Here is a 13424-nt window from a genome sequence, read left to right as displayed (position 1 = left end):
GCACACCACATCCCGCCAACACAAACGGCCCGGGTCACGCAGGATGGCGACCCGGGGGCAGGTGGTCCGTCAGGCGCAGATCCGGCGAACTCAGTGGCCGTGCGCCACCTTCGCGCCCGGCTTCAGCACGAAATGGCGGCCGCAATAGGGGCAGTCGACATAGCCCTTGCCTTCCATGTTCAGGAAGACGCGCGGATGGCCAAGCGCACCGCCGCTGCCCTCGCAGGCGACATGGGTCTGTTCGACGATGACGGTCTCTACGGGTTCCATGAGGCGCGACCCTGGGCTGATAACGTTTGACCGGATGATATTTGACCGGACGGTGGCCCGATGATACCCAAGGTCGGCACGGGCGCAAGGGTGCGTCGCCGCTAAATCGCGGCGCGGCCCACAGGCCACACCGCGCGACCGCACCCGGCGGCCCCCGTCAGCGTGCCGGCGACACTGCCGGCCGGAATCGAAAGCGTGCCCGATGTCAGCCTTCTCCCGTTCCACGCCCGATCAAACCGCCCCCGATCTCGCCATCTCGGCGCGGGATCTGCGCAAGGTCTATGCCGGCGGCAAGACCGCGCTGCACGGCGTGTCGCTGGATGTGCCACGGGGCTCGATGTTCGCATTGCTGGGGCCCAACGGCGCCGGCAAATCCACCTTCATCAACATCCTGGCCGGGCTGATCCACAAGACATCGGGATCCGTCGCGATCTGGGGCCGCGATCTCGACCGCCGCCAGCGCGATGCCAGGCTGGCCATCGGCATCGTGCCGCAGGAACTGGTGCTCGACCCGTTCTTCACCCCGCGTGAGGCGCTGGAGCTTCAGGCCGGCTTCTATGGCGTGCCGAAATCGGAACGCCGGACCATGGAACTGCTGCGCGCGGTCGGGCTCGACGACAAGGCCGACAGCTATGCCCGCACACTCTCTGGCGGCATGCGCCGCCGGCTGCTGGTCGCCAAGGCGATGGTCCACAACCCGCCGGTGCTGGTGCTCGACGAACCCACCGCCGGTGTCGATATCGAACTGCGCCGCAAGCTGTGGGATTACGTGCGCGAGTTGAACGCTGCCGGCACCACGGTGGTGCTGACCACGCATTATCTCGAAGAGGCGGAACAGCTCTGCGACCGGATCGCGATCATCAATCGCGGCCGACTGATCGCCTGCGACCGGCGCGAGGTGTTGCTGTCGCAGCTCGATGCCAAGGAACTGGTGGTGCGGGTGGCCGAGCCGGTCAGCCCCGAGCGGATGCCGGCGCCGCTCGCGGCCTTCGGCGCCATGATCGATGCCGAGGCGTCCACCGTCAGCTTCCAGTTCCGCCCCAGCGAAACCCCGGTCGGCCGCCTGCTGGCCGCGGTCACCGCCGCCGGCCTCACCGTCGCCGACATCACCACGCGTGAGCCCGACCTGGAAGACCTGTTCCTGCGCCTGACCCGCGAGGCCGACGCCGCCGGCGAGCCTGCCACCGGCGACACCCCGCCCGCCCCCTCAAGCAGCGCCGCCGCCTGACCGCCAGCCGCCCCGCCACCCGCCGGGCGGCACCGCAATTTCCCCCCGCATTTTCCCTGCGCGAAGCCCTTTACTGCGCCCCCGCCTTCGGCTAATGTCCCGACCTCGACGCCGGGGGCCAAGGCTTCCCGCCGTCCGCTGCACATTTGATGCGGCCAAGCACTCGTAGCTCAGTTGGATAGAGCGCCGCCCTCCGAAGGCTGATGTCAAGGGTGTTTCGTGAGTGAGTAACTAAAGAAAGGTTTGTAAAAACAGTAGCTTGAGTGATCCTGCAGACGCCACTCAACCCCGAAAAATTTTCGCGTAAGCACCGCGTAAGCAGTTTTCGGAGAACGGGGGCGGAACAGCGGATAGTGGGGCGTAGTCGCCCAGCGGCCGCGATGTAGGTTTGGTTTGTGAAGGCCGAATCCGTTGACCCTCATAGGTCGGTCGGGCTAGGCGAAATTGAGATGCACCCGTAGCTCAGCTGGATAGAGCGCCACCCTCCGAAGGTGGAGGCCACACGTTCGAATCGTGTCGGGTGCGCCAACCTCCCCTAGATTTGCGCCTTGTGGCGCGATTCGGATCAGGTTGGCTGAGGGCTCGAAGATGTCGAGCCAGACCACATCCTCGCCCTGTCGTGCTCCCAATTGCCTGCGCCTGTGAGCGCAGCGTCATGCCGGCAGCCTTGAATTAGCCCCACCAGCTATTAAGCTGTATGGCGATATGCTTTAATAGCAGCAAGGCTAATTAAAGGATCGCTTGTGACGAACGGAAAGAACCAAAGGCTCGGGGCATATGTCGAAACGAGCGCGGGAGGCGAGCGCGTGCGCGCCTACGTACCTACCCCGCTGCCGCCGAATCCGCCGCTCGAACTCGGACGATTCATGCAGGTCTATGAGCGCGCCATCGCCGCGGTCGGGCGCCTCGATGGCGTGACGACGATCCTGCCCTCGACGCCTTTGTTCCTCTACATGTACGTCCGCAAGGAAGCCCTCCTGTCCTCTCAGATCGAGGGGACGCAATCCTCGCTTTCCGATCTGCTGCTGTTCGAAAACCACGAGGCGCCGGCGGTCGAACTCGACGACGTCACCGAAGTCTCGAACTACGTCGCGGCGATCGAGCACGGCGTCTCCCGGATGCGTGGCGGATTTCCGTTGTCACTCCGGCTGATCCGCGAAATGCACGCCATCCTGCTCAAGTCGGGACGGGGCGCCGCGAAGCAACCGGGCGAGTTTCGCCGCTCGCAGAACTGGATCGGCGGAACCCGACCCGGCAACGCGCTGTTCGTGCCGCCGCCGCCGAATCGGCTGGACGAGTGTCTCGATGCGCTGGAGCGCTTCCTACATAGCGAAGATCCGGCGCTGCCCCCGCTCATCCGGGCGGGCCTGGCCCACGTCCAGTTCGAGACGATCCACCCTTTTCTCGACGGCAACGGGCGCCTGGGCCGGCTGCTCATCACGCTGATCCTGTGCGAGGCGGGGGTGCTGCGCGAGCCGATCCTCTATCTCAGTCTGTTCCTGAAATCCCGGCGCGACGACTATTACCGGCTCCTGCAGGAGGTCCGCCAGGCTGGGACCTGGGAGACCTGGATGGAGTTTTTCCTGACCGGCGTCGCGGAGACCGCGGAACAAGCCTCCGCGACGGCGCGTGATCTCATCGCCATGTTCGATACTCACCGACAGCAGATCGCAGGCCTCGGCCGCGCGGCCCCATCCGCGCTCCGCGTCCATGAATTGATGCAAGCCAGCCCGATCGTCACCATCCAGACTGTCTCCGAGAAACTCGCCGTCTCCTTCCCGACCGCCGGCTCCGCGCTGGAAAATCTTGCCAAGATCAACGTCGTGCGCGAGACCACGGGACGGCAACGCGGCCGGATTTATGCCTATTCGGAGTATCTGGCCTTGCTCGATCGCGGCACGGATCCGTTGCCGGCCTGACGCGCCGGGGGAAATCTAAACCAAGCGCAACGTATATCGAGATGGAGGCGAACAGAGAGGGGCGGCAAAGTTTGTAGGAGGCGTCGGCGCGTATGCGGGCCGACGATGTGAATGGCGTGGACATAGAGCTTCGTGATTTGCGTTTGGCGCTCGTAACGTCACAGCACCGCAGCCTGCGACAGGCGGCGGAAGCTCTGAACATACGCCAATCGACCCTGAGCCGCCGGCTGCACGAGATCGAGCGCCAGCTTGGCGTGGTGTTGTTCGAAAGGACGAATGGCGGCACCCGCCTCACCACGGTGGGGCTGGAGTTCGTCGCGAGCGCCAAGCGGATCCTCGATGACGTGGATACGGAACTCCAGCGGCTCAGGAGCAGGAGCCGTGGCGAACTCGGCCTGCTGGCGATCGGCGTTCATGCCTCTCCTTCGGCAGGGAACATGCACACGACGCTGGTCGAATACCATCGGCGCTTTCCGGATGTGGATGTGCGCACGGTCGATGGAAGCCATGAGCGGCTGCTTTGCGCCCTCGCGGGCAACGCCGTCGATGTTGCGATCATGACCGGCCAAGCGACGGCGTGGGACGGCCGCGTGCTTCCACTATGGAGCGAGCGGGTGATCGTGGCTTTCCCCGAGCATCATGTGCTCGGCCAAAATCCGAGGATTCGCTGGGCGGATCTCGCAAATGAAAAGTTCCTCGTTCCGCAGCAAGGCCCTGGACCGGAACTGGAAGGGCTGCTCGCACCGAAGCTTCGTCATGCGGTGGGCTCCCAGCACATCGTCCATCAGGACGCTTCACTGGACAGGCTGCTGAGCCTGGTCAGTGCGAACTATGGAACGCTCCTGATGTTCGAGGGCGCGACGGGCGTCCGCCACGAAGGCGTCGTCTACCGAGAAGTCTGGGACGACGACGGTCCGACCCAAGTCAATTTCATGGCGTGTTGGCGAGACGCGAACAGCAATCCCGCCTTGGGGTCGTTCCTGGCGATGTTACGCGAACACTACTCTGATTTCTCGGCCGAACCGCCCGTGGCCTGAGCAGTCCGATCGCGACGCGCCTTGGCGAAGGCGCGATCGGTCGCCATGAATCGCTCGATCATCGGCACGATGAGCTTCGAAGGCTCGGGCGCCGTTTGGCCAGTCGTCCGGCCGAGCACCTGAGCGTAAGCGACGAGATCGCGATGCACGGCGGCGGGCAGTTCGACGCTGATCTTGACCGGCTTGTCGTCGGCCAGCGGCCCAAGCTTGAGCTTCGTCATGGATTCCCTCCGTGGCCGTAAGGTGACAACACCAGATCGCGCGTCACGACGACGCGAACCGGAAACCCCGGTCGAATGGTGAGAGTGGGTTGGATGTTGAGCTCGCGTTGAACGATCTGCTGGCCGGTCTGACTGATCGAGTTGGACGCACCGGAACGGATCGCCTGGACGAGATTGTTCTCGCTCTGGCTCGTGCCGGCTTCGGCGCCGACGCTGAGCAGCGTCGAGAGCACGGCTGCTTGGAACAGCTTGCCCCAATGATTGTCGACTTGGTCTTCGAGCCCGGCATAGCCTTGCGTATCGGCGCCCGGTTGCCGTTCCAACACGATTGATGTGCCGTCCGGCATGATCAGGCGGATCCAGACGAGGAGTATGCGGCTTTGGCCAAAGGCGACTGAGCTATCGTACTGTCCGATCAGCTTCGCGCCCTGCGGGATCAACAGATACTGCCCCGTCGGACTGTCGTAGACGGCCTCCGTCACCTGGGCGGTGATCTGGCCAGGAAGGTCCGAGCGGATACCTGTGATGAGCGCTGCCGGGATCACGGTTCCCGCCTGCACGACATAGGGCGAAGCCTTAGCTTCGAGACGGTCAGGACTGACCGTTCGCTTGTTCGTCGCGGCGTTGAGGAACGCGGTCTTGCGATCTTGCATGTTTTGAGCGGACCCCACATCGACGGGGGGCGTGGGCGTTGGAGCGGCCTGTGTCCCCGTTGCAGGAGAGGTCACGAGACTTACCGGCTGCGGTTGCTGGTTGGTCTGTGCAAACAAGCGGCTGACGCGCGCCGCCTCCGTTTCCTGCGCGAGTCGCTGCGCCTCGGGATCAGGACCTGCGGCCGGGATGGCCGTGTTTGGCGCAGCGCCGGCATTCAGGATGGGTTTGCCGAGATCTCCGGGCAAAGGCGGCCCAAGTGGGGGCGCCTGGCGTGGAAGGCCGGTATAGTCTTTCGGCAGCCCGGCAAGCCCCTCGGCCGAGGGGCGGCTTTGGGTGCTGAGCAACTCCTGCCCCGTCTGCGACTTGTTCCGGGTCTGAAGGGCGTAGCCGAGAGCGCCCGCGATCGCGAGGGCCGACACGGCGCCGAGCGTGATCAGCACCTTGCGCGAGAGGCGCGTGACGCGCGGCCGCTCGCCCCGGAGCCGCAAATCGGGCGGCACGACAGGCGCTGGCGCCGGCGCTTGTTGTTCCGGTTCGTCCGTCATGACCGCGGCCTTCCATCGGTGCGCACGATGCGGACGCGACGCTCACTGTCTTTGTCGCCGAGACGAAGTTCGGCTGCGGCGAACAGGCGGTCGACGATGTAGTAGTTGGCGCGAACGCGATAGTTCACCAGCTCGGAGCCGCCGGCCGGACCGATGACGAAGAGCGGCGGCATTTCGCCCTGTCGGATGCCGGACGGGAACTCGATGTAGACCTTCTGGCCGTCGTCGAAGGCGCGCAGCGGCCGCCAGGCGGGGTTGTCACCCTCGATCGCATAGCGGAAGTTGATCGCGGCGAGGTCGACGCCGGTGGCGATCGGCGCGGCTGTTTCGGCCGCCGCATTTTGCTGGCGCAACGCGATGAGCTGGTCTTCGGGATATTGCCATGAGACCGATGCCATATAGGTCTTCTCGGTCGAGCGCAGCTCCAGGAGATAGGTCCGCCGATCGGTGTTGATGACGAGGTTCGTCATGAGGTCCGGCCGGGTCGGCTTCACCAGGATGTGGACCTTCTTGGTCGGACCGGTGCCGCTTTCCGTGTCGCCGATGATCCAGCGCACGGTGTCGCCAGCGGCGACCGGCCCCGTGCCGACGAGCTGTTCGCCCTCCTGCAGGGCGATGTCGGTGATCTCGCCGGGCGCCGTGTAGGCCTGATAGAGCGCGCCCGCCGAATAGGGGTAGACCTGCACGGCGTTGATGAAGCCGTCGCGCACGGGCTGCACGCGGGCGGCAGCATTCGCGCGATTAACGCGCACCTCTGGATCGATCGATTGCGGCGGCTCCTTCCCGCCGGCAAGGGGCTTCAACTGCCCGGGCAGCGGCAAGGGCTTCGGAAGCTCGACGATCTTGACCGGCGCCGGGGGATCGACGGTGAGCTTCGCCGGCACGGCGCTGTCGTAGTTGATGTCGGGCGGAATGAATTTGTGGGCGCAGCCGCCGAGCGCCGTCACCGCCAGCAGCAGAGCCGCGAAGCCGGATTTACGGAAAGGCGCAAAGCCGGCCTTCCGGCTCGGTTGAGAGACTGAACGACGTGAAGCCGGACCGCCGGCTTCCATGGAAAACGGCGGGGTCATTGTCCCAACTCCTTCGACCAGTTGATGGCGGTGACGTAGATGCCGAGCGGGTTCTTGCGGAGCACGTCGGCCGAGGTTGGCGGCTGGATCGCGACGGTGAGGATCGCGGTCCAGCGTGAGGTCTCGGCGAGCGCGCCGTCCTGATAGCGGTGCTCGACCCACTCGACTCGGAAGCTGGACGGCGATGCGCGGATCACGCTCGAGACGTCGATGGCGATCTGCTGGTGGCCGAGCTTAGCGAAGGGATCGTTGGCGCGGGCGTAGTCGTTGAGCGCCTGCGAACCCGAGGTGCTGGTGAAGTCGTAGGCCTGCAGCCAGTTCTGCCGCACGATGATCGGATCGGCTGGTAGCGAGCGGACCATCTCTATGAAGTGGGCGAGATACCAGGCGATCTCCGGATCACTCGGGGCATAGTCGGCCGTGGCCGGCGCGACAGCCTGCGCTTGGCCGAGCTTGTCGACCTGCACCACCCAGGGGACGATGCTGCCGTGGGTCGACTGCCAGACGAGACCGCCAGCCAGGCCCATCGAGAGCGCGAGCGAACCGAAGGCCATCAGCCGCCAGTTCTTCGCCTGCACCCGAGCCGAACCAATTCGCTCATCCCACGCCTGGGCGGCGCGCTGGTAGGGGGTCTCGGGTTCGGGGGTACGGCCGTAGCGGACCGTGGATCGGCGAAAGAGCGCCATTGTCTATTCTCCCGAAAGATCGACGGAATGGCCGCCGCCGTGGCTGTCACCGGACCTGAGGACGTGCGCCGCGGTGGTCGCGCCCTGGTGGATCGATTGATTGCGTCGCATCCGCTGCGCCCAAGCGGGAGGACTGGATCCGCTCGAACTCGGCGTAGGGGCGGCCGCCTCGCCGCCGCCGACCGTTCCTTTCGTCGAGGAGCCGCCCGTGGCAGCGAAACTGGACCTCGCGCCGGCAGCGAAGCTGTCGCGCATCGAGCCTGCGGCCTGAGCCGCCGCGCGCCGCATTGGCGCTGAGGCCGCGGCCGCCGCGGCCCGACCAACACCCCCAAGACCAGCGGCCATGCCCGAAGCGCCGGACCGGCCGGCGGAGGCCAGGCTGTAGGCGGAAGAGGCGCCACCGGCCATCGCCGCACCACCACGGGCCGCGGCGGCCGTCCCTGAGGCAGCCGCCATCGCTCCTCTCCCGGCCAGACCGAGCGCGCCAGCGCCGGCCATGGCAGTGCCGGCGACGGCAAGGCCAGTGCCGACGGCAGCGCCTGCGCCGAGTTGTGGCGCGCCGGAGACGAGACCCGTGGCGATGCCGGGCCCAAAGATGCCGAGGCCCAGCATGGCCAGCGCCGCGAGCACTACGGACAGCGCCTGCTCGATGGTCGGCTGGCCGCCGGCATAGGTCTGCGTGAATTGCGAGAAGAGGCCGGTGCCGATGCCGACGATGACGGCGAGCACCATCACCTTCACGCCGGAAGCGACGATGTTGCCGAGCACCTTCTCAGCGAGGAAGGCGGTCTTGTTGAAGAGGGCGAACGGGATGAGGATGAAGCTGGCGAGCGTCGTCAGCTTGAACTCGATCAGCGTGACGAAGAGCTGCACCGCCAGGATGAAGAAGGCGATCAGCACCAGCAGCCACGACACCATCAGGACCGCGATCTGGACGAAGTTCGCGAAGAAGCTGGTGAAGCCCATCATCTGGCTCGCGGCGTCGAGCAACGGCTGGCCGGCGTCGAGGCCGACCTGGGCGAGATGGCCGGGCTGCAGAAATGTGGCGGTCGAGATCGTCGAGCCGCCAGCCTTCAGGCCGAGGCCCGCGAAGCTGTTGAAGACAATGGCGGAGAGGTTGTTGAAGTTGGTGATGATGAAGGCGAAGAAGCCGATGTAGAGGGTCTTCTTCACCAGGCGCTGGAGAATGTCTTCGTCGGCGCCCCAGGCCCAGAACAGGCCCGCCAACGTGATGTCGATGACGATCAGCGTCGAGGAAAGATAGGCGACCTCGCCCTTGATCAGGCCGAAGCCGGAATCGATGTAGGTCGTGAACGTGTTGAGGAAGGTGTCGATGACGCCGACGTTGTTCATCGCGCATCTCCTGAAGAGGGGGTGGCCGGCGCGACGGCGCCCGGGGGCGATGGCGGCAGCGGCCGCGCCGGCCTGCCGAAGAAGCACCGGCGGTTCTCCTCCCAGACCGCCTCGCAACGCGCATCCACGGCATCCTTGGGACCGAGCGCGCTGCACCGGCGCAGCTCGGCCGTAAGGTCATCGGTGGCTGGAGCGGTGACGGTCGGAAGAGGCTCGACAACGGGCGTCGAGGGACGCCGGTTGATCGCGAAAAGGGTCGCGGCGAAGCACGCGATCAGAGCGACGATCGCGGCGGCGCGGAAGATGTCCGACCGGCCCAGCATCAGCGCGCCTCAGTTGCCGCTGAACATGGTGACGTTGCCGGGCTGATAGCCACTGCGCGTCGAGAAGGTCTTGTAGTTCTGCTGGCCTTGCGCCTCGGCGGCGGCGACGCGCGCCTGCTCCAGCGCGTCGGCACGGCCCTTCGCCGACAACACGGCGACGACGTCGGAGAGCTGCTGGGATTGCAGGGCCAAAAGCTGGTTGCCGGCCTGTGCCGCTTGGAGCGCGCCAGTGGCATTCTGGCTGGCCGACACGAGCGAGGTCATGGCGCTGGAATTGGTCGGGATGTTCCCGACCACGCCCGCCTGAACCTTCAGGCTGTCCTCGAAGGCCGCGACCGAATTTTGCCAGCGCTGCTGAGCATTGGCGACCATCGTCGTGGTCGAGCCCGTGCCCGCTGCGCTGCCATAGCTGGTCGAATAAGCCTGCTCGATCCGCTGGACGTTGAAGGCGATGTTTTGCGCTTGACCGAGCAGCGACTGGGTCTGTGCGATCGACGACTGAAGCTGGGTCAGCGTCGACATCGGCAGGTTGGCGAGATTGCGCGCCTGGTTGACCAGGCCCGTCGCCTGATTGGTCAACATCTGAATCTGGTTGTTGATCTGCTGCAGCTCACGCGCCGCCGTCAGCACGTTCTGGCTGAAGTTGGTCGGGTCGTAGACGATCCATTGCGCCGAGGCCGGCGGCACGGCGACGGCCAGGGACAGCACGACGGCGCTTGCCGCCGCCAGATGGCGCAGCTTGATCATGATGACGTCTCCAGGTTGGTCAGCTCGGGGATGAGATCGGCGGCCCAGAGAAGCTCGCGATCGGCGAGCCAGGTGGGCGTGAAGGCCTCACGGCCGCTCTCGGCGATGACGCGCTCGATTGCGGCGTGGTCTTGCTTGGAAGATGCGGCACAGAACGCTAACGCGACCGGCCCGAGCCCCAGCTCGAACAGCCGGTTGCCGCAGCGGGATTGGCAGTAGTAGTCGCGCTTCGGCGTCGCCCGCGCGAGGATTTCGATTTGGCGATCGTTGAGGCCGAAGCGTCGGTAGATCGCCGTGATCTGCGGCTCGATCGCGCGTTCGTTCGGCAGGAAGATGCGTGTCGGGCAGCTCTCGACGATCGCGGGGGCGATGTTGCTGCCGTCGATGTCGGAGAGCGATTGGGTGGCGAAGACGACGGAGGCGTTCTTCTTGCGCAGCGTCTTCAGCCATTCGCGAAGCTGTTGGGCGAAGGCCGGATCGTCGAGCACCAGCCAGCCTTCGTCGATGATGAGCAGGGTCGGCCGGCCGTCGAGGCGGCCTTCGATGCGATGGAACAGATAGGTCAGCACGGCAGGCGCCGCGCCGGCGCCGATCAGGCCCTCGGTCTCGAAGGCCTGAACCGAACTGGAACCGAGGTGCTCGGACTCGGCATCGAGCAGCCGCCCCGATGGTCCGCCGATGCAATAGGGCTGGAGTGCCTGCTTCAGCGCCGTCGATTGCAACAGGACGGCCAGCCCAGTGATCGTGCGCTCGCCGATTGGTGAAGAGGCCAGCGACGTCAGTGCCGACCAGACATGCTCCTTGGCGGTCGGATCGATCGTGACGCCTTCCTTGGCAAGGATAGCCGTCACCCATTCCGCCGCCCAGGCGCGCTCGGCCGGATCGTCGATTCGCGCCAGCGGTTGCAGCGAGACCGAATGCTCCGACCCGGCCGACAAGCTACCGCCGAGGTCGTGCCAGTCGCCGCCCATCGCGAGCGCTGCGGTGCGGATCGAGCCGCCGAAATCGAAGGCGAAGATTTGGTTGTTCCGGTAGCGGCGGAACTGCATTGCCATCAGGGCCAGCAGCACGGACTTACCCGCGCCGGTCGGGCCGACGATCAGCGTATGGCCGACGTCGCCGACATGGAGGCTCAGCCGGAACGGCGTGGACCCCTCGGTCTTGCCGAACAGCAGCGGCGGCGCCTGGAAATGTTCGTCGCGTGCCGGCCCGGCCCAGACCGCTGAAAGCGGGATCATGTGGGCGAGATTCAGTGTCGAGACCGGAGGCTGGCGGACGTTGGCGTCTCGGGGACGCGCACGCGCTGCTGCCGCGTCGAGATGGTCGAGTGAAGGTAGGTCAGCGTGTCGCCGTCATCGAGCCAGGCGACCTCGGGCATGAAGCCCTCGACCAGTTGCAGGACGCGGTTGGTTCGATCGACGAAGCCGTGCAGCAGCTCCCACGGATCGACACCTGTCTGCGACCGGCCTTCATAGAGCCAGCCTTCCACCCGAGAGGCGTCCTCGGCTGGCGGGAGCCAGACGAAGGTCAGGAAATAGCGGCTCTCGAAGTGGGCGCCGGCCTCCTCGAAGGCGTCCTGCCGTTCGAGATCGACCAGGGCCGATGCCGGATCAGGAAACGTCGAATGCGGATAGGTCTGGGCGGCGATCCGCTGCGCCTCGACGAAGATCGCCCAGCCGGAGCCGAGCCGGCGCAGCGCGTTGTTCAGCCGTGCGGTGACGCCTACCAGCTCGGCCGGCGTCGCGCTGTCGAGGTCCGGTCCGCGATAGCGGGCGGTGCGCTGGAACGAGCCGTCCTTGTTGAGGACGACACCCTCACCGACGAGAGCGGCCCAGGGCAGGAAGTCGGCGAGGCCTGCGGGGCGATGGCGGTATTCGGCAAGGTTCAGCATGGCGGCCTCACACCCCGAGATGTGCGGGGTAGCGAAGGTGCCGGCGCACCACGTCGACGAATTGCGGGTCGCGTTTCGCCGCCCAGACGGCGGCGGCATGGCCGACGGCCCAGATGAGCGCGCCAGGGATCCAGAGCCGGAGGCCGAGCGCGATCGCCGCCGCCAAGGTGCCGTTGGCGATCGCCACGGTCCGCGGCGCGCCGCCCATCAGGATCGGGTCGGTGAGCGCGCGATGGACCGGCGCGAAGAAGCCGGGCACGTCAGGATCGACGATCGCGGCCATCAGATCAGCGCTCCGCCGGAGAAGCTGAAGAACGACAGGAAGAAGCTCGACGCCGCGAAGGCGATGCTCAGACCGAAGACGATCTGGATCAGGCGTCGGAAGCCGCCCGACGTGTCGCCGAAGGCGAGCGTCAGGCCGGTCACGGTGATGATGATGACCGAGATGATCTTGGCGACCGGGCCCTGCACCGACTCCAGGATCGAGTTGAGCGGTGTCTCCCACGGCATCGAAGAGCCGGAGGCATAGGCGGCGGGCGCGAAAGCCAGTGTGAGCGTGGTCAGCGTGACCAGCTCGACGAGGCGGCGGCGGGAATGGCGAGCGACGGCGAGAACGCGGTTCATGAGGGATCTCCGAGGGACAAGGGGTCGCCGCCCGCCCCGGCGGACTGGAGGCAGTAATCGCCGGTGGCGGGATCGAGGCCGGCGACGAGAGCGAGTTCGGAGAGGCGGCGTTCGCTGCCGCGGCCGCGCAGCACCGCGACGAGATCGATGGTCTCGGCGATCAGCGCCTTGGGGACGGTGACGACGGCTTCCTGGATGAGTTGCTCGAGGCGGCGGATCGCGCCGAGTGCGGTGCCGGCGTGGATGGTGCCGATCCCGCCGGGGTGGCCGGTGCCCCAGGCCTTGAGTAGGTCCAGCGCTTCAGCGCCGCGGACTTCGCCGATCGGGATGCGGTCGGGCCGAAGGCGCAACGAGGACCGGACAAGGTCCGACAGCGAGGCGACGCCGTCCTTGGTTCGCATCGCGACCAGGTTCGGCGCGCGGCATTGCAGCTCGCGGGTGTCCTCGATCAGCACCACCCGGTCGCTCGTGCCGGCGATCTCGGCCAGCAGCGCGTTGGTGAGCGTCGTCTTGCCGGTGCCGGTGCCGCCGGCGACCAGAATGTTCTTGCGCGATGCCACGGCAGCACGCAGCGCCGCGGCCTGGACGGCGGTCATGGTCCCGGCGGCGACGTAGTCGTCGAGGGTGAAGACCGCGACGGCGGGCTTACGGATCGCGAAGGCCGGCGCGGTGACGACGGGAGGCAGCAGCCCCTCGAACCGCTCTCCCGTTTCGGGCAGCTCGGCCGAGACACGCGGGCGCTCGGCATGGACCTCGGCGCCGACATGGTGCGCCACTAGCAGCCTGTCGGAGTTGACCCCAAGGGTCTGGTTCGATCCGGTTTAGGGGCGTGCGGTGCTTTGATTGTGCGGTGATT

At 66.3% G+C, this 13424-nt stretch carries 13 protein-coding genes, 1 tRNA gene and 2 pseudogenes; 4 read left to right on the top strand and 12 right to left on the bottom strand.

The features are described from left to right. Positions 1 to 90 precede the first annotated feature (90 nt). Entirely contained in the window at positions 91 to 270 is a 180-nt protein-coding gene (locus tag IEW15_RS19990) for a zinc-finger domain-containing protein (RefSeq protein ID WP_188581231.1), read from the bottom strand. Between the two features lie 202 nt (positions 271 to 472). Here IEW15_RS19990 and IEW15_RS19985 point away from each other — a divergent pair, with 202 nt between their 5' ends. The 4 genes from IEW15_RS19985 (at position 473) to IEW15_RS19970 (ending at position 4454) form a co-directional block, all read left to right on the top strand. Continuing rightward, on the top strand, positions 473 to 1498 hold the full coding sequence (locus IEW15_RS19985; protein ID WP_188581229.1) for an ABC transporter ATP-binding protein: 1026 nt from the start codon (positions 473 to 475) through the stop codon (positions 1496 to 1498). 451 nt (positions 1499 to 1949) lie between these two features. Beyond that, positions 1950 to 2026: transfer RNA gene (locus IEW15_RS19980), tRNA-Arg, on the top strand. A gap of 278 nt (positions 2027 to 2304) precedes the next feature. Then, entirely contained in the window at positions 2305 to 3417 is a 1113-nt protein-coding gene (locus IEW15_RS19975) for a Fic family protein (protein ID WP_229708361.1), read from the top strand. Positions 3418 to 3509: 92 nt separating this feature from the next. After that, positions 3510 to 4454, top strand: a complete 945-nt coding sequence (locus IEW15_RS19970) for a LysR family transcriptional regulator (RefSeq protein WP_229708360.1) — start codon at positions 3510 to 3512, stop codon at positions 4452 to 4454. On the opposite strand, the gene IEW15_RS19965 is transcribed toward IEW15_RS19970, so the two are convergent. From IEW15_RS19965 to trbB, 11 genes and pseudogenes are all read right to left on the bottom strand, one after another. Beyond that, positions 4418 to 4675 carry a DUF2274 domain-containing protein gene (locus tag IEW15_RS19965; protein WP_188581226.1) on the bottom strand — a complete coding sequence of 86 codons (258 nt, stop codon included), beginning with the start codon at positions 4673 to 4675 and terminating at the stop codon, positions 4418 to 4420. The genes IEW15_RS19970 and IEW15_RS19965 overlap by 37 nt on opposite strands. Next, the gene (locus IEW15_RS19960) at positions 4672 to 5874 is read right to left on the bottom strand and encodes a TrbI/VirB10 family protein (RefSeq protein WP_188581224.1); all 1203 of its coding nucleotides are present in this window, start codon (positions 5872 to 5874) and stop codon (positions 4672 to 4674) included. The genes IEW15_RS19965 and IEW15_RS19960 overlap by 4 nt, the downstream gene beginning before the upstream one ends. Further along, positions 5871 to 6944, bottom strand: a complete 1074-nt coding sequence (trbG, locus tag IEW15_RS19955; protein ID WP_188581222.1) for a P-type conjugative transfer protein TrbG — start codon at positions 6942 to 6944, stop codon at positions 5871 to 5873. The genes IEW15_RS19960 and trbG overlap by 4 nt, the downstream gene beginning before the upstream one ends. Beyond that, a complete protein-coding gene (trbF, locus tag IEW15_RS19950; RefSeq protein WP_188581220.1) occupies positions 6941 to 7630 on the bottom strand; it encodes a conjugal transfer protein TrbF in 690 nt (229 codons plus the stop codon). The genes trbG and trbF overlap by 4 nt, the downstream gene beginning before the upstream one ends. Positions 7631 to 7633: 3 nt before the next feature. Further along, positions 7634 to 8983, bottom strand: a complete 1350-nt coding sequence (gene trbL, locus IEW15_RS19945) for a P-type conjugative transfer protein TrbL (RefSeq protein ID WP_188581218.1) — start codon at positions 8981 to 8983, stop codon at positions 7634 to 7636. Beyond that, the gene (gene trbK-alt, locus IEW15_RS19940) at positions 8980 to 9306 is read right to left on the bottom strand and encodes a putative entry exclusion protein TrbK-alt (RefSeq protein WP_188581216.1); all 327 of its coding nucleotides are present in this window, start codon (positions 9304 to 9306) and stop codon (positions 8980 to 8982) included. Before trbK-alt ends, trbL begins: the two co-directional genes overlap by 4 nt. A gap of 9 nt (positions 9307 to 9315) precedes the next feature. Further along, positions 9316 to 10053, bottom strand: coding sequence for a P-type conjugative transfer protein TrbJ (gene trbJ / locus IEW15_RS19935; RefSeq protein WP_188581214.1), 738 nt, complete (start codon positions 10051 to 10053; stop codon positions 9316 to 9318). After that, positions 10050 to 11944, bottom strand: a pseudogene (locus IEW15_RS19930) (TraG/VirB4 family ATPase). The gene trbJ and the pseudogene IEW15_RS19930 overlap by 4 nt, the downstream one beginning before the upstream one ends. A gap of 7 nt (positions 11945 to 11951) precedes the next feature. Then, positions 11952 to 12227 (bottom strand): VirB3 family type IV secretion system protein, encoded by a 276-nt coding sequence (locus IEW15_RS19925; RefSeq protein WP_012554597.1) that lies wholly within the window; start codon positions 12225 to 12227, stop codon positions 11952 to 11954. Then, on the bottom strand, positions 12227 to 12568 hold the full coding sequence (locus tag IEW15_RS19920; RefSeq protein WP_188581212.1) for a TrbC/VirB2 family protein: 342 nt from the start codon (positions 12566 to 12568) through the stop codon (positions 12227 to 12229). Before IEW15_RS19920 ends, IEW15_RS19925 begins: the two co-directional genes overlap by 1 nt. Next, a pseudogene (gene trbB / locus IEW15_RS19915) lies at positions 12565 to 13347 on the bottom strand (P-type conjugative transfer ATPase TrbB); the annotation flags it as partial. The gene IEW15_RS19920 and the pseudogene trbB, both read right to left, overlap by 4 nt. Between the last annotated feature and the right edge of the window lie 77 nt (positions 13348 to 13424).

This window comes from Tistrella bauzanensis, assembly GCF_014636235.1.
Lineage (GTDB): Bacteria > Pseudomonadota > Alphaproteobacteria > Tistrellales > Tistrellaceae > Tistrella > Tistrella bauzanensis.
This window is presented reverse-complemented; position numbering and strand designations above follow the sequence as displayed.